Origin of the sequence: Mycobacterium sp. ACS4331 (genome assembly GCF_001667265.1) — a bacterium.
Taxonomy (GTDB): domain Bacteria; phylum Actinomycetota; class Actinomycetes; order Mycobacteriales; family Mycobacteriaceae; genus Mycobacterium.
On the sequence record NZ_LZHW01000096.1, the window covers coordinates 54,890 to 76,248 of the forward strand.

Consider the following 21,359-nt stretch of genomic DNA (forward strand, 5'->3'; position numbering starts at 1 on the left):
ACGCAGACCCTAACGGATGTAGACATCGCCATCGCCGAGGCGCGAGCCCGCGTCCAGCAGCATGGCGGCCTCCTGCTTCTTCTCCGGCGAATCGTGGTCGAAGCGACGGTCGGCGGGTTTCTCGTACATCGGCTTGCCACCGGCGATCGCCGAGGCCAGTCGACGCTGTCCGGCCAGGATGCGCTCCTGCGAACGCTCCAGGTAGGACTCGCGCTCGGCAGGATCCAGCGAGGCCAGGAACGCCTCCGGATGCACCAGCGCCACCAGACCCGACACGTGCCCGAACCCGAGGCTGGTCACCAGACCGGCCTTGAGCGGCAGCTTGTCGCCCAGTCGCAGGGTGTCGCGCACCCACACGAAGTGACCGGAGGTGGCCAACTCGTCGTCGACGCAGTCCAGGCTGCGGTTCGGCGGGATGACGCCGTCGCGCAGGATCTGGCACAGACCCATGATCTGGAACACCGCGGCGCCACCCTTGGCGTGACCCGTCAGGGTCTTCTGGCTCACCACGAACAGCGGGTTGCCCGGTGCCCGGCCCATCGAGTCGGCCAGGCGCTCATGCAGTTCGGTCTCGTTCGGGTCGTTGGCCAGCGTCGAGGTGTCGTGCTTGGAGATCACCGCGATGTCGTCGGCGCCGACGCCCAGCTTGGCCAGCGACCGTGCGAGCACCGAGTCCTTGCCACCGCGACCGGCACCCAGGGCACCGAGTCCCGGAGCCGGGATCGAGGTGTGCACACCGTCGGCGAAGCTCTGCGCGTAGCCGACCACCGCGAGCACGGGCAGGCCCATCTTCAGCGCGAGGTCACCGCGGGCCAGCAGGATGGTGCCACCGCCCTGGGCCTCCAGGAAGCCCAGTCGGCGACGGTCGTTGGCGCGCGAGAACTTCGAGTCGCTGATGCCCTTGGCGCGCATCATCTCGGTGTCGGCCGTGGCGGCCATGTCACCGAAGCCGATGATCGCCTCGAGTGTCAGATCGTCGAAGCCGCCGGCAACCACCAGATCGGCCTTGCCGAGCCGAATCTTGTCGGCACCCTCTTCGACCGACACCGCGGCGGTGGCGCACGCGCCGACCGGGTGGATCATCGCGCCGTAGCCGCCCACGAAGGACTGCATCACATGTGCGGCAACCACATTCGGCAGGACCTCCTGCAGGATGTCGTTGGGCTTGGATCGGCCCAACAGGTTGCCGTGGTACATGGTCTGCATCGAGGTCATGCCGCCCATGCCGGTCCCCTGCGTGGAGGCCACCATGCTCGGGTGCACCCACCGCATCAGTTCGGTCGGCGTGAAGCCCGAGGACAGGAACGCATCGACGGTCGCCACGATGTTCCACAGTGCGACGCGGTCGATCGAGCTCGCCATGTCCGGGCTGATGCCCCACACGGTCGGATCGAAGCCGGTCGGGATCTGCGCACCCACCGTCCGCGACAGCTTGGTCTTGCGCGGCACGCGAATCTCAGTGCCCGCCTTGCGGATCACCTCCCAGTCGCCGGAGTCCGGGACCGGACGGGCGACGGTGTGCTCGGGATCGAACTGCACGAAGGCACGCGCGTCGGCCTCGCTGGACACGACGAACGAGAAGTCCTTGTCCAGGAACACACTGACCAGCAGCGGCGACGCGTGATCGGGGTCGATCGCGCCGTCGTCGACGAATTCGCGAATGCCACACCGCTCCACGACGGCGTCGTGGTAGCGCTCGACCAGTTCGGCCTCGGGCACCAGCTCACCTGTCGCGGCGTCGTACCAACCCGGCTTCGGGTCGTCCTCCCACTTGATCAGGCCCGTGGTCCATGCCAATTCGAGGACACCGGCGGCCGACAGCTCGTTGTCGACCTCCATCTCGAAGCGCGTGCGCGACGACCCGTACGGTCCGAGTTCGGCACCGCCGACGATGACCACCATGTCGGCGGGGTCGACGTCGATCTCGTCCCAGACCGGCGGCGGCGCCGGGGTGTAACCCCGCGGCGGCGACGGCAGAGCCGCGATCGTGCCCGCGTCCTGCTCCTCGTCGTCGGAGGCGGATTCGCTCAGCATCTCCTCGCGCGCCTTGGCAGCCAGCTCGGCCATGTCGAGCTGGATGTCGCCGAGGCCGCCGGTGAGGTCGACCTTGATCGGTGCGACCGCGGCAGTCACCTTCGAATCCACCGTGCACAGATCCAGCAGCATGGCTGCCATCTCGGCGGTGGTGTACGTGGTGACACCGGCCTCCTCGACCGCACCGACGATGGCGTCGTTGTGACCCATCAGGCCCGTGCCCTTGGTCCAGCCGATCAGCGCGTGAGCCAGCGTGACCCGCTCGGCCCACGACGACTCCGCGTGCCAGCGGTTCACCAGGGCATCGAGTGCGGACTTCGACTCGCCGTAGGCACCGTCACCGCCGAACATCCCGCGGTTGGGCGAGCCCGGCAGCACGACGTGCAGCCGTGAGGCGATGTCGCGCTCGGCGCCGATCGTGGACAGCCCGCCGATGAGCCGCTGCACGGCCCACAGCAGCACCTTCATCTCCATCTCCGAACGCGAACCCGCCTCCGAGAGGTCCCCTGCCACACGCGGTGCGGCGAACGGGAACAGCAGCGTCGGGGTCTGCGCATCCTTGAGGTGAATCGACTGCGGCCCAAGGCTTTCGATCTGCTCGGTACCGACCCACTCGACGAGCTTGTCGATGTCTGAGTACGAGGCCATGTTCGCCGGAACCACCCACAGCGTCGCGCCGAAGCGCGCGTTGTCGCGGTAGAGCTCCTTGTAGAACGCCAACCGGTCGTCGTCCAGCTTTGAGGTCGTGGCGATGACGGTGGCGCCACCGTCGAGCAGCTGACCCACGACCGACGCGGCGATCGAGCCCTTCGAGGCACCCGTCACGACGGCGACCTCATCGCTGTAGCGGCCCTTGCCCGGGTTCTCGGCACCCGCGGCGATGCGACCGAACAGCGACGCATGCACGTTGCGGCCCGCGGCCAGCGCCTTGCCCTGCCACCAGTTGGCCTGCGTTGCCACCACGTGGCCGGCGCCTTCGAACCGCTCCGACAGGTGCGGCCAGTCGGCGTCGATGTCGCCCTCATCGGCCAGCCACAGCTTGACCAGGTCCTCGCGGGCGCTGGCCCAGCGGTCGTCGAACACCACGGCCTTCTTGGCGTCGAAGGCGGGAGCGACCAGACGCGGCCAGTCCGAACCGAGTTCGGCGGTCACCAGGTCGATCAGTTCGGCGTCCGACGCCGTCTCCGGAGCACTCACCGGAGCATCGAGGCCCAGCTGCCCCAGCACCAGGCGCGCCGCGGAGGCGAGCACGCCGTCGGGACCGGTGACCTTCTCGGCGAACTCACCGAGTGCGGCGGAGTCCACGACACCGCCGGCGGCGCCGCCCGCCGAGGGCAGGCTGACCGGGATGCCCTTGCGGGCACCGACCGCGGAGACCGCGGCGTCGATCGCCTTGTCGACGTCGGCAGCACTGGCGAGCGCACCCTCGTGCAGGCCGCCCAGCGAGCCGCCGCGCACGCTCGAACCCTCACGGGTCCCCAGCGCCACCTCGACCGTCACATGCTTGGCCCAGCCCGGCCCCAGCTCCCATGCCTTCGACACGCGCTCGGCGATGTAGGCCGGACGCTTGCCCGACGGTCCGAAGACCGTGCGGAGCTGATCGTTGATGGCGTCCGAGAGCACCGGGCCGAACGGCTTGTAGGTGCGGGCCAGCTTGCTGACCTGTCCCTTGAGCGCACCCAGGTCCGCCTCGGCGGCACCGTCGATGGCGCCCAGGTTCAGTTCGGAGCCCAGGTCGACCAGCAGCTGGTTGCGTCGTGAAGACGCACCGTCGGTGATCGATTCGATGGAGTCGAGCGCCTCGATCTGATCCAGCCGCATCTTCGCGCTCAGTGCGATGAGAGCGACGGTCGCATCGGCGGCGTCCAAGGTGATGTCGTCGGGGCGGGGGCCGCCCGACGGCGCCGCCGGCGCGGCGGCTGGCGCGGGTGCGGCCTCGACGGCAGGCGCCTCGGCGGCGGGAGCCGCTGGGGCACTGTCGAATTCGACCTCTTCAGGCTCGGGATCGGTGTCGGTGGCGAACAGCACCGCGGCGTCCCGTTCGGCGTTGAGCACCTCGACGGTGCTGTGCGCGAACTCGGGCAGCTTGAGCGTGTTGGTCGCCAGGCCCGCCACGGTCGGCGCGTTCTTCACGCCGATCTCAACGAACCGCTCGACACCGAGGCCGCCCGCGGCCTCCTCGATGAACAGCAGGTCCTGCGTCTCGATCCAGCGCACCGGGCTGGCGAACTGCCAGGCCAGCAGCTCGATGACGATCTTGCGGCACAGTTCGACCGGGCGCTCGTTGCGCCACGTGTCGTAGTCGGCGAGCACCTCGTCGAGCGGTTCGGCCGGCACCAGATCGCGGATCTCCTGGATGAAGTCGCGATCCAGCGTGAACGGCCGGGGCACCAGGTTCGGGATGTAGCGGCCGACAACGAGTTCCGGATCGCGGTCACGCGGCAGCACCCGCTCCAGGCTGCGCCGGAAGTCGTCGACGCCGACCCGCAGCACGCTGGAGTGGAACGGCACGTCGATGCCGGGCACCAGGATGAACGAGCGCTTGCCGCCGGAGATCTCGCGACGACGCTCGACCTCCTCCTCAAGCGCCTCCAGCCCGCGGACGGTACCGGCGATCGCGTACTGCGAACCGCGCAGGTTGTAGTTCACGATCTGCAGGAATTCACCTGTGCGCTCGGAGATCTCGGCGACGAAGTCCTTGACGTCGTCATCGTCGAGATCGATCTGCGAGGGCCGGATGGCGGCCAGGCGGTAGTTGGACCGGCCCCGCTCATCACGCGGCACGATGTCGTGCATCTTGGAACCGCGGTGGAACACGGCCTCCAGCAGACCTTCGAGCTCGATCACGCCCGACACGCACGCCAGCGCGGTGTACTCACCCACGGAGTGACCGCAGGCGATGGCGCCCTCGACGAACGCACCCTGCTCGCGCATCTCGGCCACCTGCGCTGCGGCCGTGGTGGCCATCGCGACCTGGGTGAACTGCGTCAGGTACAGCACGCCTTCGGGGTGCTCGTAGTGCACCCCGGAGGCGATCAGGCTGGTCGGGTTGTCCCGCACCACGTGCAGCACCGAGAAGCCCAGGGTCTCCCGGGTGAACTTGTCGGCCCGGTCCCAGATCTTGCGGGCGGCCTTGCTGCGGGCACGCACCTCCATGCCCATGCCCTTGGACTGGATGCCCTGGCCCGGGAAGGCGTAGACGGTCTTGGGCGCGGCCAGGCGTGCGGTGGCCGACATCTTCAGGTCGGCTCCGACGCGCGCGGAGATCTCGAGCACCTCACCGCCGAGGTCGACGCCGACGCGGTCCACGCGGAAGTCGACCTCGTCGCCGGGCAGCACCATCCCGAGGAAGCGGGCGGTCCAGCCGAGCAGACGGGCCGGCGGGACGGGCTTGCCGTCGGTGGCGGTGACGACGTGCTGCGCCGCCGCCGACAGCCACATGCCGTGCACGATGCACGATTCCAGGCCGGCCAGCAGCGCGGCGGACCGGTCGGTGTGGATCGGGTTGTGGTCACCGGAGACCACGGCGAACGGCCGCATGTCGACCGGCGCGGTGACGGTGACGTCGCGGCGACGGCGGCGGGGTGTGTCGGTCGCGTTGTCCGACACCGCTCCCCCGGCGCGGACCGGATCAGCCAGTTCGGCGGTGCCGGTGCGGCCACGGATCGCAAAACGCTCCTCGAGCGTGGCGAGCAGCGTTCCATCGGCGTCGCACACCGAGACCGACACCGGCACGACGCGGCCGACCTCGGTGTCGTAGGCGGCCGAAGCCGTTGCGGTGACGGTCAACTGCGCGGACTCGGTCGGGAGCTTGGTGACCAGCTGGGCCGCATGGTCGAGGTGGACCAGGCTCAGCAGGCCCTCCACGACCGGGAATCCGTCGTCGGTGACGGCCGCGCCGATCGCGGCGAACACCGCCGGCCAGCAGCGGCCGACGAGGGCGTCGGGTACGACGGTGAGCGTCGGAGCCAGCGGTGCACCGAAGGTCGCGGTGACACCGGTGTGGTCGGCGACCCGCTCCGGATCCCACTCGACGGTGGCGGTGGTGGACCCGTCGGCCACCTCGGGCAGCGCGTCGGGTCCGTCGACGCCGGCCGCGATCGCCAGCACCGACCGCATCGCGGTCGAGGCGTCCTCGGTGGTGACGATGGGGGCCCCGCCGTCGACCGTGGTGGCCGGCAACGTGAACGGAATCTCGATCCAGGTGCCCGACAGCGGAAGGCTCAACACGACCTTCTCGCCGACGATCTCCAGGCGAGCACCCGTGGCATGGTTGGTCGCCGACTTGTTCTCGTGCACAAGCCATTCAGAGGGCGCGGCGATGCGGTGCACCGGGTTCGTGGCGGTGCGACCGGCCCACAGCACGTCGGGGGCGTCGAGCACCAGTGCCAGCGGGCTGGTGACGTTCTGCAGGCGCGAGATCACCGGCTTGGGCTGCGCTCCGGCGGCCACGGCGTCGTCGATCGCGGCCTGTTCGAAGCGGTCGAGCAGTTCACCGACCGGTTCGTCGACCCGCGTGATGCCGGCGACGGCCTGGGTGCCGGGGATGATGCAGACCTGGTCCGCTGAGTAGCGCGCGTCGTGGGCCTGCCACAGCGAGTCACTGCGCCACCACCGGCGGACATCCTTATCGATGACCGGGACGAAGTTCACCGGCTTGCCCGGCGTCTTGCACAGCTGGACGAAGAACGGCACGTCGACCGGGTGCAGCTTGACCGTCGCGGCGTCCGGGTAGGCGGCCAGCAGAGCGGAGATCGCGGCCTGCGGGTCCTCCAGCAGCCGCTCACCCTCTTCGGTTGCGCCGTAGAGGGTTTCGATGGGGCCGGAGTCGACGGCGTTGAGCCGGGCCTCGGCGCGCTGCAGCATCTCGGCGAAGCGGTCCCGCCACGTGACGTCGAGCCACGGGGAGTCCTCGCGCTTGGTGTCGGCGGTCGAATCCCCGTCGCCGATCGCCAGTTCGATGTAGCGGTTCAGCCACTGCTCGTAGGTCATCTCCGCGACGTCGCCGAAGTACGGCTTGGCGGTGTTGGCCATCGCGGCGATGATCTCGTCGCGGCGCTGGGCGACGGCGTCGGCGTCACCGGCCACCTCGTCGAGCAGTCGACCGCAGCGCGAGGCCGTGTTGTCGATCTCGTGGATGTCGGCACCCAGCTGGCTGCGCCCGGAAGCCATGCCGCCCTGCGCCTTTCCGGCGCCGACCCAGCTGTCCGTGCCCTTGGTCTCGACCAGCATCTGCTTGACCGCGGGTGAGGTGGTGGCCTCCAGCGTCGCCATCGCGGCCGTGCCGACCAGGATGCCGTCGACGGGCATCAGGGGGAAGCCGTAGGCCTGTGCCCAGCGGCCGGAGAGGTACTCGGCGGCCCGTTCGGGCGTGCCGATGCCGCCGCCGACGCAGACCGTGATGTTGGAGCGGCCCCGCAGTTCCGAGTAGGTGGCCAGCAGCAGGTCGTCGAGATCCTCCCAGGAGTGGTGGCCACCGGCGCGACCACCCTCGATGTGGGCGATGACAGGCTTGGTGGGCACCTCGGCCGCGATCCGGATGACGGAGCGGATCTGCTCGACCGTGCCGGGCTTGAACACCACATGACTGATGCCGACGTCGTTGAGCTCGCCGATCAGTTCGACGGCCTCTTCGAGTTCGGGGATGCCCGCGGTGACGATCAGGCCGTCGATCGGGGCTCCGGACTGACGCGCCTTCTGCACCAGGCGCTTGCCGCCGACCTGAAGCTTCCACAGATACGGATCGAGGAACAGCGAGTTGAACTGGATGGAGCGACCCGGCTCGAGCAGCGTCGTGAGCTCCTCGACGCGGCCGGCGAAGATCTCCTCGGTGACCTGTCCGCCGCCGGCGAGTTCGGCCCAGTGCCCGGCGTTGGCCGCGGCCGCCACGATCTTGGCGTCGACCGTCGTCGGGGTCATGCCGGCCAGCAGGATCGGCGAGCGCCCGGTCAGGCGGGTGAACTTGGTCGACAGCTTGACCGATCCGTCCGGCAGCGTGATGACCTCAGGCGCGTAGCTCGACCACGGCTTGGCGACCTCGGGCACGGCGCCGACGGTGAACAGGTTGCGCTGGCCACCGCGCGTGGCTGCCGGCACGATGCCGATGCCGAGGCCCCGGATCACCGGCGCAGTCAGACGAGTCAGGATGTCACCGGGGCCCAGATCCAGGATCCAGCGGGCGCCGGCGTCATGCAGCGCGGTGATCTCGTCAACCCAGTCGACCTGATCGATCAGGATGGCCTTGGTCATGGCCTTCGCGAGTTCGACGTCGATGCCGACCTGCTCCGCCCAACCGCCGACGATGTCGACGCCGTCGGACAGGCGCGGGGTGTGGAAGCCGACCTCGACCTGCACGGGGTCGAACACCGGCGCGAAGACGGCACCGCCGCGGATCTTGTTCTTCCGCTCGGCCTCCTCCTTCTGCGCGATCTGCTGGCAGTACAGCTCAAAGCGGGACAGCTGCTCGGGGGTGCCGGTGATGACCACCGACCGACGGCCATTGCGGATCGAGAGCACGGGCGGCAGGACCGTCCGGACGTCCTTGCTGAACTCTTCGAGCAGTTCGTAGATTCGCTCGGGGTCGGCGTTGGTGACCGACACCATCGGCGGGCGATCGCCGAGGACCGCGATGCCGCGGCGACGGGCCACCAGGGTGCCCGCGGCGCCGATCAGCTGCGCGAGCGCCAACAGTTCCACGTCGCCGTTGGTTCCCTGGCGCTTGAGGGCCTCAACGGCCAGGACGCCCTGCGAGTGACCCGCGACCGCGACCGGGGGCGTGGCGGCCAGATCCAGGCCCTGACGGGCCAACGCGCGCACCGCACCGATCTGGGTCAGCAGCACGCCCGGCACCGAGACCGCGGCGGAGGTCAGTTGCTTGGCGGTCGGCACGGGCTCTTCGGCGGCCAGCGCCCGCACCCAGCGCAGAGGCTCGAAGCCGATCGGACGGACCACGACCAGCTCGCGGGCGATGGGCTCGAGCAGCAGCTCGGCTTCGCCGGCGAGGGTGGCGAGCTCAGACTCGATACCCGCCGAGGACACCAGCTCCTCGAGCGTCTCCAGCCAGGCGCTGCCCTGTCCCCCGAAGGCGACCGCGAACGGCTCACCGGCAGAGAGACGATCGACCAGGGCGTGAGTCGACTGTGCGGGCCCGGCAGCGCTGCCATCGTGGTTGGTGGAACCGTCGTAGTCGGCAGAAACGTTGTCGTGCTCGAAAATCGTCACCTTGTATATCTCCCTGTAGCTCTCTGCGGCGTCATCGTCTTCACTGCTCGTACTGCGCACCTTGTCGGCCCGCGACCTCCCGCGGCTCTGCGGGTGGTGTTGGTCGGCGGCTCCTCTGTGAGCCCGCCGTGCGCACGGCGCCTGCCGTCTGGTCCGGCATGGGACCAACCGGCTCGTCCTCGAGGTCGGCTCTGAAGACCTCTTCTCGTGTGCGAACCGGCTGCACTAAGAGTGTCATAAGAGCTATGGCCATTTTCCGCCGCCATTTGGTTACTAGCGAGTTCTACGCAGCAGTAACCGTGGCGTGGGTAACGCGGCGCTCAAGCAGGCCTCGCGGGCTGGAGGACAAACGTCCTGTTGGCAGGTGGTTACGGCCGAGTAGGTATAACTCCGCAGATCACAGCACGATTGTTATCGAATCGTAACCTGTGAATTCACCGGTTTCCAAAGTCCCGCGTGGCGCGCGCCCAAGCATCTGCTCGGTTCGCCCGAGGCCACCGCGCCGGGCAGGATTCGAAATGAAGTTTGCTGGCAAATCTTACTGATCAGTAATGTGAGGGTGCTTTCGGGTCGGTCCCTCTGACCGAACCACGGCTTGAGACCGTGGTTGATGTCCACCCCGCCTCCCCCGACGCTGCGGGCTGCCGATCTGCACCCGGTGCAGGTGGGCCGCCACGTGGGCGATGCGGCCCGGCGACCCCGGAGTTGTGCTGCCGGGAAGTCGCCGCCCACGCCGTCCTGGATCGCCCAGTCGATTGTCCTGGAGTCGGCACAGACACCCGTGCGCTGATGCCCGGCCCAGCTTCGCAAACCGCGCAAAAAGGTCGCGACCTGCTGTTTGTGCCGCTCACAGCTCGGTTCGTCGTCGATAGACGTGTGACTCTGCCTGCCCAGCATCCGCTGGCCGCCTGGCCGCCGGTCCGCGGCGCAGCGCATGGCACCGGTGGCCCCTGACGCCCGGATGTCGCTGGCCTTGATGACACGCCCGAGCAGAACCGCCATCCGGGCGGCCCTGGCGGTGGGGCTGAGCGCAGCGGTCACGCCGAGCGCAGCGGCCGTCGGAGTTCTGCCAGGGCACGACAAAAAGAATTCGAGCGGGTACACGGCGCCTGGCAGAATCGTCGTCAGGTCGGCAGCAACGGAGGGGCAAGCACGTGCGGCGCTGGATCGTGTGGTCCGTCGGCCTGTTGGCGTACATCATCGCGGTCCTCGACCGCACGACACTCGGGGTGTCCGGTCTCGATGCCGCCGTACGGTTCGACGCCAGCCCCGGTGTCCTCTCGACCTTCGTCGTGCTGCAGATCATCGTCTACGCAGGCGCCCAGATTCCCGCAGGTCTGCTGCTGGACCGCTTCGGGTCCCGCGTGATGATCGTCGCGGGCGGCACCCTGATGGCGGCGGGCCAGCTCACCCTCGCCTTCACCGAGTCTCTGCCCATCGCCATCGGCGCCCGGGCCGTGTTGGGACTCGGCGACGCCTTCACGTTCATCTCAGTGCTGCGCCTGGTGCCGTACTGGTTCAGCGAACGTGAGATCCCGCTCGTCACGCAGCTGACCGGAATCTGCGGCCAGCTAGGCCAGGTGCTCTCGGCCCTGCCCTTCCTGGCGCTGCTGGGCGGTGCGGGGTGGAGCACGGCCTACGTGTCGGTGACGGCGCTCGGCGCCCTCATCGTCCTCATGGCGATGGCGCTGATCCGGGACACGCCACACGGCCGGGCGGAACCCGTGCGCTCGATCGGTGTCAGCGACACCCTGGCCAACGTCAAGACCGTCTGGCTGCGACCAGGCACTCGCCTGGGTTTCTTCACCCACATGGGCACGCAGTTCTCGGTCACGGCGTTCACGCTCATCTGGGGGGTGCCCTATCTGACCGAGGCGCAGGGGCTGTCTCGGGGGGCGGCGGGCACCCTGCTGACGGTCTCGGTGGCTGCGGCCATCTCCTCCGGCATCATCATCGGCATCGTCACGGGCCGGCATCCACACCGCCGGTCACGGGTCGTGCTGGGCATCGTCGCCAGCAATGCCGCGATCTGGACCGTGGTGCTGTCCCTTCCCGGTCCCGCCCCGCTGTGGTTGCTTGTGGTCCTGGTCGTGGTGATCTCGGCCGGCGGTCCCGGCTCGATGGTGGGGTTCGACTTCGCGAGGACGTTCAACCCGAGTCGCACGCTGGGCACCGCGACCGGGATCGTCAACATGGGCGGATTCATCGCCTCCCTGCTCGTGATGCAGGCGATGGGCATGATCATCGGCGCCGCCGGCGGGTACTCGTTCGACGCCTTCCGCTACGCGTGGTCGGTGCAGTACGTCATCTGGGCGATCACCGCGGTCGCGATCCTGATCACCCGACGCAAGGCCCGTCGGACCATCGGCCAGAACGACGAGAGCAAGTACCTGCTCGAGTTCTTCGACGAGCACCAGCTGGCGCGCTGAGTCCAGACCCCCGCGTAACGGGCTCGCGCACACGGGTAGCCCGCTACCCGCGACTCCGTGGTCGCCGTCGCCCACGCTCATCGCAGACCGCCGCAACATCCGGCGTCGACGAGGGGGGACATCATGACCGCAATCACGAGCATCGGCCACACCACCGCCCGTGTGCGGGGCTGGCTCCTGAGCGCCTCGATCCGTCGAACGGTCGCGGCGCCCGAGCGGCCCGCACGTCGGCCACGTCCGCACCGCAGCCCGAGCTATTACGAGACCGGGCTCATCGGCCGGGAGAGTTTCCGCCTCTGAAGGTCAGGCGCCGGGACCCGCCGGCGGCAGACCGAGTTCCCGTTCCGCGAAGCGCATGGCGATGCGGTAGGCGACCTCGGGGCAGACCTCCGGGTCCTCCAGGGCCACCTGGACGAACAGCCCGTCCAACAGGGCACTGAACGCAAGCGCGAAATGCCGTGCGTCGACCGATTCGTGAACCTCGCCCGGCCTGGCGGATTCGACTGCGTCGACGATCATCCCGCGCCACCGCGCGTCGAGTTCGACACGGCCGGCCCACACCTCGTTGTTCCGGTATGCCTGGGGCCACAGTTCAAGCCACAGACCCGAGGCGCCGGGGATCTCCTCGATGTCGCTGTCGGGAGTGCACATCCAACGGATCAGCAGCGCCAGCCTGGCGCGCAGGGACTGTGCGTCCGCCAGCGACTTCGCGGCCGCGGCGTAGAACGACTCCTCGGAATGACGCAGCGCGTCGACGAGCAACCGGTTCCGAGTGCCGAAGTAGTAGATCACCAGTGGGGCGCTGACACCGGCGCGATGCGCGACGTCGGCGATTCGGGTTTCGGCGAAGCCCCGTTCGGCGATCAGTTCGGCCGCGGCACGCAGCATTTGGACACGACGAACCTCGTTGTTCTCACTCGCGGTCGCCGGATCGGCCATCGGTGATCAACTTTCTCATCCGTCAATTCCAACACCTACTACCCGTCGACAACGCTGTCGAAACTGGCAGCGGGCCAATCGAGGTCACGCTGCGCGACCCGGGTGTCGTACCGCCAGACTTCGTCGCCGGGCAGTCCCTGCCGGGCGCGGCCCGCCGCCACTTTGTCCTCCGATCACACTTCTATCGGCGGATACAGGCGCTCCATGGTGTACTGCCGGTTTCGCCGGGCCGCCCATGAACTGGCTGCCAGTGACACCGCCAGCACGCCGACGAGCACGACGATCGCCACCCACAGCCGCGAGTCCACCCCTCCCACGGTGAGCTGGCGTAAACCGTTGACGGCGTAGGTCATCGGGTCAAACGGGTGGATGATCTGGAATGGTTTCGCGGTGGTCTCAACCGGATAGATGCCACCGGCGGACACCAACTGGAACATCAGGAAGGCCAGCGTCACAACCCGCCCCACCGCGACTCCGAACAGCGCGTTGAACGCCTGGATGAGGGCGAGGAACGCCGCGACGACCAACAGCAGGAACGCGACCGTGGCCAGCGCGTACTTGGGCCGCAACCCAACTCCGAAATGAACCACGACGTACATCACCAGCACCTGACACAGTGCGATCAGGGAGGCAGGCCAATAGGAGGCGAGCACAACCCGCAGCGCACCCAATCCGTTCACGATGGGTCGGGACTGTAACGGCGTCAACAACATCCAGGTGATCAACGCGCCGATGAACAGGGCCAACGGGAGGAAGAACGGGGCGAACCCGGTGCCGAAGGTCGCGGCCGGGTTGTCGGTGACGATATCCAGCGCCACGGGTTGCGCCAGCGTGCGCGCGACCTCAGTGCGCTGCTCGGGCGTCCAGGACGGGACCTGGGTCGAGCCCTGCCGCAGTTTGTCGGCGAGTTCGGCGCTGCCGGATTTGAGCTTCTCGGTGCCGGCGGCGAGTTCGCGAGCGCCGCCGGCCAATTGGGCACCGCCACCGGCAAGCTGCACCAGTCCCTGGTTGAGGCTGTGCGCGCCCGTGTCGAGTCGGTCGACGCCGTCGCGCAGTTTCACGATGTCGTCGCGCAGTCCGCCGTCGAGCGCCCTGGTCAGGAAGGTTCGCAGTTCGCTGTTGGGGTCGCCGAGTTCGGTCTCGAGTTTGGCGGCGCTGTCGCGCAGTTTGAGCAGTCCGTCGTCGGTGGTGGGGTCGACGCCCTGTGCTTTCAACAGTCGTTGGGCGCCACCCAGGAACTCCCCCGAATCACGGACCGTGGGGTCCGGACTGGTGCGCAGGACGCCGATCACCTGGTCGACGATCGCAGCAGCCTGTGCGCTGTTGATGTTCAGGGCCGCGATTCGATCGGTGGTGGACCGCACCGCGCTGCTGAGATGCTGGGCCGCCAAACCCACCTCGTTGGGGTCGAGATGCAGCCGCTCCACCCGGTCCAGCACCCGCACCAGCGGGTCCACGGAGGTGTCGACGGCGGTGGAGAGCTGGCGCGTCCCCGCCGAAAGCTGAGCGGACCCGTCCCGTGCCGTGACCAGGCCGGCCGCGAGCGTGCCGGCGCCGCCGGCCAGGCGATCCGCGCCGTCGTCGGCGGTGTCCAGCCCGGTGGCCACCTGATCCGCGCCGTCGGCGGCCTGCACCAGACCTTCCCCGGCGTCGGCGAGTCCGGTGAGCACGGTGCCCACGGTGCGTTCGCCGACCTGCGCATTCACCAGGTCGATCACCTCGCGCGAGGCGTCCTGCCCGATGATCGAGGCCAGGTAGTTGTTCGCGTTGTTGAACGTGAAGACGAGCTTGGCCTGGTGCGGGTCGTCACCAGCGGACGAGGCGATCGCGGCGCTGAAGTCGCGTGGCAGGCTGACCGAAAAATAGTACCGGCCCGACGCCACGCCCTCCTTGGCCTCTTGCGCCGATACCGGGTGCAGGTCAAGCTTTTTGGCGTCAAGCAGCGCCTGCGCGACCTCGTCGCCGGCATGCAGTGGCTGCCCCTGTGACTCGGCCCCGACGTCTTCGTTGACCAGCGCCACGGGCACCTTGCCGACCTCGTTGAACGGGTTCCAGAACGCCCACAGGTACATCGCACCGTAGAGCAGGGGCAACACGATGACAGTCGCCAGCGCGATGCGCGGCAGGGCTCCGCGCGAGTAGCGCTTGAGGTCAGTGCCCAACGACATTCCAGCGAGCATGATCAGTCACCACCTTTCGTACCGTCGGCCAGTTCGGCGTGGGTTGTGTTGGCCACCTCGATCTGCGCGCGGACCGCGTGTCCGTCGGCTCCGTTGACGGTGGTCGTGATCACGGTCTGGTGCTCGCCCAAGACGATGAGCCGCTCGATGAGCAGCGCACGGTTGGCGTCGCTGGTGACGTGGTCAAGGTTGCCGACCACCAGCAGTGGCGGCTTCTGGGTGTTCGCCAGCGCGATCCGCAGCAGCATCCGGTCAAGCTCGGAGAGTGCGTCGACGTACTCGGTCAGCGGCGGCAGCGGCAACTCACCGAACACCGGGGCGCACACCGTCTCGAGGTCTCCTTGACCAGCGCGGCGGACAAGCCGGTACCACCGGGCGTCCCAGCGCAGCTGTTCAGTGATCAGGTCTCGTACGGTCACCGACTCGGTGACCGCGTCGATCTCGTCGATGCCCGCCAGCGCGGCCGAGGCGAAGATGTCCCTCACCCGGGTCCGGCCGAACACCGAGATCTGCCCCGAGACCGGACTCATCCGACCCGCCACCGTCATCAGCAGCGCGGTGCGTCCACTCCCCGCGGGACACACCAGGACCGTCACACCACCGGCGTCGACGTCGAGGTCAATGGGGCCGTACACGGGTCCCCACGGACCCCTCATGGTGATCCGCCGCGCGGTGACCGCAGGTGTGGCATCCGGTCTGCTCGACTCGCTCACCACACCATCCCATCACCTCAGGATCAGCATGGCCACGTGCAGTGAAGTCCTCGATTCCGCGTCCTCGAGGTCGACGCCCAGCATCCGCTGCAATGCCGCGAGCCGGGAGTACAGCGTCGGCCGGGACAGGTGCAGCCGTTTGGCGAGTTCGGTCTTGTTCCCCCCGACGTCGAGATAGGTCTGAAGCAGCTCGAACATGTCGTCGCCATGCTTGGCCCGATCGGCCAGCACCGATCGCAGTTCCGTCTCGGCGAAGGCCTGCACCCGGGGATCCGAGCGCACCAGCGCCAGCAGCCCGCGCAGCCGCACGTCGGCGGCACGATAGAACGACCGTCCGGAATCAAGAAGCGCCACAGCAACTTCGGCGACATGGTCGGCTTCCGCCAGGCCGCCGGCGGCTTCGGTCAGCCGACTGGACTCCGGCCCCACACCGATCACGCAGTCGTTGACGCCGTCGATGTTCCTCACGACGTCGCGGATCTGCAGACACAGTTCGTCGAGGACGGCGTCGGAATCGGCAACGCCGACGGCGTGGCGAGGTGCCAGCAGCAGGTCGATGACGCCGTCTTCTCGGGCAGCGGCCAGGACCGTGTGTCGCCGAGACCGCACCGCGTGCACGACGGCGTCGAGTGTGCGGACGCGTCGCTGCTGGACCACGACCTGATCGGGCCCCTTCGAGTCGGCCAGCCGCACCGTCATGGGCACGTAGGTCAGCGACGGCCGCAACCCCAGGGCGTAGGCCCGCGACGTCGCCTCCGCCTCGTCCCGGACGCGGCCGTTGCGCAGGTCGTCGACCAGTCCGCTCTGCGCTCGCAGTTCCAGCGACATGCGGTCCTGTTCGACCATCCGGTGCAACGCCAGCGCCTGCGCCGCGCGTTCGATGGTCATCACAACCCGCGACGTCTCGGTGAGCGTCGGCGCGATCAGACGCCCCCACTCCTGGCGGTACGGGCCGACGCGTCGGCTCAACCAGGCCTGCGGACCGGTGTCCGGGTTGAGACGTGACCGGCGCTCCCAGTCCCCCAACAGTTCCGGCGCGGCCATCCCATGGCCGGCGTACGCCAGCACCTTTCGGTTCAGGTCCTCGAGAACCAACGGAGCACTGAGCATGTCAGCCGCGACTCGGACGATCTCGTCCAGCGAGGCGCGACGCATGCTCAACGCGGTGAACGTCTCATGGACGCGTCGGGCGTAGTCCACCTCCGCGTACTGATCGGCCACGATGCGCCGGTGCACCTCTTCGGTGACCTCCACGAAGCGAACCGAGCGGTGCAGCACGACGACCGCCATGCCCAGACCGGCCCCGGCGACGAGCACCGACTGGGGCAGCTCATCGATGTGCAGCCCCAACTCGACGACGACCCCGATCGCACCAGCGGCGGCCAGACCGGGCAGGTAGTTGTCGCGGAGCCTGTGATCGGTCAGCGCCAACCCGGTGGTCAAGACCAGTTCGCCGCCTTCGAGCAGATTCGACAGGTCACTCAGCTCGCTGACATGCACCCAACGCACGCGGCGGCTCAGCGCCTCATCGTCACCGAGGACGACCTCAGGCTGCCCGGCCTGCAGCACCGGCAGGCCGAGAATCTCCTTCAGCGTGGGCTCCATTTGACACAGCGTAAATCACTGGTTCAGCCCTCTTACACTTCGTCGGGCCATCGCGTGCGATATCCGCGCAAGAATCATTCCCATGACGAGCACCCCCATCATCGGCCACTGGGCAGACGGCAAGAAGTTCTCCGGCGCCAGCGACAGGACCGCGCCGGTCACCAACCCCGCCACCGGAGCGACCACCGGCGAGGTCGCGTTGGCCTCGGTCGAGGACGCGCGCGCGGTGATCGACGCAGCCGCGGCAGCCTTCCCCGAATGGCGGGACACCTCCCTGGCCAAGCGCAGCCAGGTTCTCTTCGCGTTCCGCGAACTGCTCAACGCCCGCAAGGACGAGTTGGCCGCGATCATCACCAGTGAGCACGGCAAGGTGCTCTCCGACGCCCTCGGCGAGGTCACCCGCGGCCAGGAGGTCGTCGAATTCGCCTGCGGCATCCCGCATCTGCTCAAGGGCGGCATGACCGAGAACGCGTCCACCAACGTCGACGTCGCCTCGATCCGCCAGCCGCTCGGCGTGGTGGGCGTCATCTCCCCCTTCAACTTCCCCGCCATGGTGCCCATGTGGTTCTTCCCCATCGCGATCGCCGCCGGCAACACCGTGGTGCTCAAGCCCTCGGAGAAGGACCCCAGCGCCGCTCTGTGGATCGCCGAACTCTGGGCCGAGGCCGGCCTGCCCGCCGGTGTCTTCAACGTGCTGCAGGGCGACAAGGTCGCCGTCGACGAACTGCTGACCAACCCGACCGTCAAGGCCGTGTCCTTCGTCGGATCCACCCCGATTGCGCAGTACGTCTACGCCACCGGCACCAGCCACGGCAAGCGCGTCCAGGCACTCGGCGGCGCCAAGAACCACGCGCTGATCCTGCCCGACGCCGACCTCGATCTGGCCGCCGACGCCATGATCAACGCCGGTTTCGGCAGCGCCGGTGAGCGCTGCATGGCCATCAGCGCCTGCGTGGCCGTCGGTCCGATCGCCGACGAGTTGGTCGCCAAGATCGCCGAGCGCGCCGCGACGCTGAAGACCGGCGACGGCACCCGCGACTCCGACATGGGCCCGCTGGTCACCAAGGCGCACCGCGACAAGGTTGCCTCCTACATCGACGCCGGCGAGGCCGCCGGTGCCAAGGTCGTCGTCGACGGGCGCACCGTTGAGGCCGACGGCGGGGCGGACGGGTTCTGGCTGGGCCCGACTCTGCTCGACCACGTCACCCCCGAGATGAGCGTCTACACCGACGAGATCTTCGGCCCCGTGCTGTCGGTCGTGCGGGTCGAGACCTACGACGAGGCCCTCGCGCTGATCAACGCCAACCCCTACGGCAACGGCACGGCGATCTTCACCAACGACGGTGGCGCGGCACGCCGGTTCCAGAATGAGGTCGAGGTCGGCATGGTCGGCATCAACGTGCCGATCCCCGTGCCGACGGCGTACTACAGTTTCGGAGGGTGGAAGGCCTCGCTCTTCGGCGACACCCACGCGCACGGCACCGAAGGCGTGCACTTCTTCACCCGCGGCAAGGTGGTCACCACCCGCTGGCTCGACCCCAGCCACGGTGGCATCAACCTCGGCTTCCCCCAGAACAACTGAGCGCATAGGACTGAGATGACTTCCCTGGACACCAACATCCTGCCCACCGGTCAGGATCTTGACAGCGCCATCGCCGAGGGCAAGCGCGCCTACGAGCTCGACCGTGCGCACGTGTTCCACTCGTGGTCCGCGCAGGCCCAGATCAAGCCCATGACGGTGCTGGCGGCCGAAGGCTCCTACGTGTGGGACGGCGAGGGCAACAAGCTGCTGGACTTCAGCTCGCAGTTGGTCAACACCAACATCGGGCACCAGCACCCGAAGGTCGTCGCGGCCATCGCCGAACAGGCGGCCAAGCTGTGCACCATCGCGCCGCAGCATGTCAACGCCGCGCGATCAGAGGCCGCGCGCCTGATCGCCGAGCGCACGCCCGGCGACCTGAACCGGGTGTTCTTCACCAACGCCGGCGCCGACGCCGTCGAGCACGCCGTCCGGATGGCGCGTCTGCACACCGGTCGTTACAAGGTGCTGGCCCGCTACCGCTCGTACCACGGCGGCACCGACACCGCGGTCAACCTGACCGGTGACCCTCGGCGTTGGCCGAACGACTACGGCAACAGCGGCGTCGTCCATTTCAACGGCCCGTTCCTGTACCGCTCGTCGTTCAACGCCGAGACCGAGGAGCAGGAGACCCAGCGCGCCCTGGAGTACCTCGACCGGTTGATCCAGATGGAGAACCCGAGCTCGTTCGCGGCGATCATCCTCGAGTCGGTTCCGGGCACCGCGGGCATCATGGTGCCCCCGCCCGGGTACATGGCCGGCGTGCGGGAGATCTGTGACAAGTACGGCATCGTGATGATCGCCGACGAGGTCATGGCCGGGTTCGGACGGACCGGAAAGTGGTTCGCCATCCAGAATTTCGACGTCGTTCCCGACCTGATGACCTTCGCCAAGGGCGTCACATCCGGCTACGTCCCGCTCGGCGGCGTGGCGATCAGCGAGGCCATCGCCGCGACGTTCGCCGACCGCGCCTACCCGGGCGGTCTGACCTACTCGGGCCACCCGCTGGCCACCGCGTGCGCGGTCGCGACCATCAACGCGATGGAGGACGAGAACATGGTCGGCAACGCGGCCCGGATCGGCTCCGATGTGCTGGGCCCGGGGCTGCGGGAACTGGCCGCCAAGCACCCGTCGGTGGGTGAAGTCCGTGGCCTCGGTGTGTTCTGGGCCATCGAGCTGGTGGCCAACCAGCAGACCCGGGAGCCGCTGGCGCCCTATGGCGGAACCAGCCCCGCGATGGCTGCGACGCTGGCGGAGTGCAAGTCCGGCGGCCTGCTGCCGTTCGCGAACTTCAACCGCATCCACGCGGTGCCGCCGTGCAACGTCAGCGACGACGAGGTGGCCGAAGGCCTGCGCATCCTCGACGCCGCGCTGACCGTGGCCGACGGGTACGTCAGCTAGTTCGTTTCGTTGGGCCGACGTGGGCGGCTGCGGCACTGAGCACTTCGCCGCAGCCGCTCCACATTTCGGCGATGATCTCGGCGGCGGGTCGTACGTCTGCGATACGGCCCGCAACCTGGCCGGTGTTCGCCACGCTGGCCGCCATGTCGCCGCCGAAATACAGTGTCCGCACGCGTTCCAACGCGGATCCTTCGGGTTCGCCCGCCTTGCCCGCGTCCATCAATTCTGCTGTGGCGGTGCGGATCACGCGCATCATACGGACTCCACCAAGAGGCAGCAGCACCGTTGAGGTCTCTTCGGCGTCGACGACGGCACGCTTGAAGTTCTCGTGCACGCCCGCCTCCTCCGAGGCCAGCAGCCTGGTCCCCATCTGTACCGCTTCGGCTCCCAGCACGAATGCCGCGGCCATCGACCGCGAGTCACAGATTCCGCCAGCGGCAACGATCGGCACCTCGACGCTCTCGGCGACAAGCGGCAGCAGCACCAGACTCGATGCGCCGTAACGGTTCTTGAATCCGCCGCCCTCCACCCCCTCGACGACAAGGCCGTCGACGCCCGCGTCGACGGCCTTGCGCGCGGCGGCCAGTGTGCCCACGACGTGGAAGACCGTGATGCCGGCGCCGTGCAGACGGTCGGTGAACAGACGCGGATCGCCCGCAGACGTCGTGACGAATCGAATGCCCTGCTCCACCAGGACGTCGACGAAGGCGGGGTCCCGTTTGACGAAGAGGGAGATGTTGGCGCCCACCGGTTTGTCGGTGAGATCGCGGACCCGCGCCAGGTCGGCCCGGCCCTGTTCCGAGGTGGTCTCGATGATGCCGAGTCCGCCCGCGTTGGACACGGCTGCGGCCAGTTCCGCGTTGGCGATGTAGGTCATCGGCGCACCGATGACCGGAATCTCGACGCCGGCGAGTTCGCAGAATCGATTCGTCATCGTGGCGCCCCTCTGCACTTGAATGATGAGCCGACGATATCCGGCACCGTGGTGCGGCGGTCGTGGTGCGGCGGCTCGGGGCGCCCGTAACCCCCATGTGGTTCCCGCACCGCGGCGCACCACTCCGCGGTGGGTGATCCCGTGGTCCGCACCCGATGACGCGTGCCCCGTGGCCCGTAACGCGTGGGCGGCACCCGAACACGGGCGCTTCGGGTGACGGGCACCAGGGTCTCATGACCCGCATGCGTGACCGTCCGCCTGCCGCCTACCGCCTTCCATCCCGAAGATCGGACTCCCTCCTCTCGCCTCTCGCCTCCCGCCTCC

Annotated in this window: 10 protein-coding genes and 1 pseudogene; 4 read left to right on the top strand and 7 right to left on the bottom strand. The window is 68.4% G+C overall.

All coding sequences use genetic code 11. From position 1 onward, the window contains the following. Window positions 1-9 precede the first annotated feature (9 nt). Window positions 10-9,255 carry a type I polyketide synthase gene (locus A5727_RS22580; protein ID WP_068255412.1) on the bottom strand — a complete coding sequence of 3,082 codons (9,246 nt, stop codon included), beginning with the start codon at window positions 9,253-9,255 and terminating at the stop codon, window positions 10-12. A 579-nt stretch (window positions 9,256-9,834) separates the two neighbouring features. Beyond that, window positions 9,835-10,338: pseudogene (locus A5727_RS28255) on the bottom strand (hypothetical protein); the annotation flags it as partial. A 71-nt stretch (window positions 10,339-10,409) separates the two neighbouring features. Between A5727_RS28255 and A5727_RS22585 the strand changes: the two are divergent. Together A5727_RS22585 and A5727_RS27645 are read left to right on the top strand one after the other, a co-directional pair. Then, window positions 10,410-11,684, top strand: a complete 1,275-nt coding sequence (locus tag A5727_RS22585) for an MFS transporter (protein ID WP_068255415.1) — start codon at window positions 10,410-10,412, stop codon at window positions 11,682-11,684. Between the two features lie 123 nt (window positions 11,685-11,807). Next, a complete protein-coding gene (locus A5727_RS27645) occupies window positions 11,808-11,984 on the top strand; it encodes a hypothetical protein (RefSeq protein WP_157521521.1) in 177 nt (58 codons plus the stop codon). A gap of 3 nt (window positions 11,985-11,987) precedes the next feature. Here A5727_RS27645 and A5727_RS22590 read toward each other — a convergent pair whose 3' ends face one another. From A5727_RS22590 to A5727_RS22605, 4 genes are all read right to left on the bottom strand, one after another. Continuing rightward, complete coding sequence (locus A5727_RS22590) at window positions 11,988-12,623, bottom strand: TetR family transcriptional regulator C-terminal domain-containing protein (RefSeq protein WP_068255421.1); 636 nt, start codon at window positions 12,621-12,623, stop codon at window positions 11,988-11,990. 173 nt (window positions 12,624-12,796) lie between these two features. Then, entirely contained in the window at window positions 12,797-14,803 is a 2,007-nt protein-coding gene (locus A5727_RS22595) for a YhgE/Pip family protein (protein ID WP_157521522.1), read from the bottom strand. Window positions 14,804-14,805: 2 nt separating this feature from the next. After that, the gene (locus A5727_RS22600; protein WP_157521527.1) at window positions 14,806-15,459 is read right to left on the bottom strand and encodes an ATP-binding cassette domain-containing protein; all 654 of its coding nucleotides are present in this window, start codon (window positions 15,457-15,459) and stop codon (window positions 14,806-14,808) included. Window positions 15,460-15,528: 69 nt separating this feature from the next. Next, window positions 15,529-17,121 (bottom strand): PucR family transcriptional regulator, encoded by a 1,593-nt coding sequence (locus A5727_RS22605; RefSeq protein ID WP_068255425.1) that lies wholly within the window; start codon window positions 17,119-17,121, stop codon window positions 15,529-15,531. Between the two features lie 82 nt (window positions 17,122-17,203). On the opposite strand from A5727_RS22605, the gene A5727_RS22610 reads away from it, so the two are divergent. Together A5727_RS22610 and A5727_RS22615 are read left to right on the top strand one after the other, a co-directional pair. Further along, the gene (locus tag A5727_RS22610; protein ID WP_068255428.1) at window positions 17,204-18,703 is read left to right on the top strand and encodes a CoA-acylating methylmalonate-semialdehyde dehydrogenase; all 1,500 of its coding nucleotides are present in this window, start codon (window positions 17,204-17,206) and stop codon (window positions 18,701-18,703) included. Between the two features lie 15 nt (window positions 18,704-18,718). Then, a complete protein-coding gene (locus tag A5727_RS22615) occupies window positions 18,719-20,101 on the top strand; it encodes an aspartate aminotransferase family protein (protein WP_068255432.1) in 1,383 nt (460 codons plus the stop codon). Here the strand turns inward: A5727_RS22615 and A5727_RS22620 are convergent. Then, window positions 20,094-21,035 carry an NAD(P)H-dependent flavin oxidoreductase gene (locus A5727_RS22620; protein ID WP_068255434.1) on the bottom strand — a complete coding sequence of 314 codons (942 nt, stop codon included), beginning with the start codon at window positions 21,033-21,035 and terminating at the stop codon, window positions 20,094-20,096. The genes A5727_RS22615 and A5727_RS22620 overlap by 8 nt on opposite strands. Window positions 21,036-21,359 lie beyond the last annotated feature (324 nt).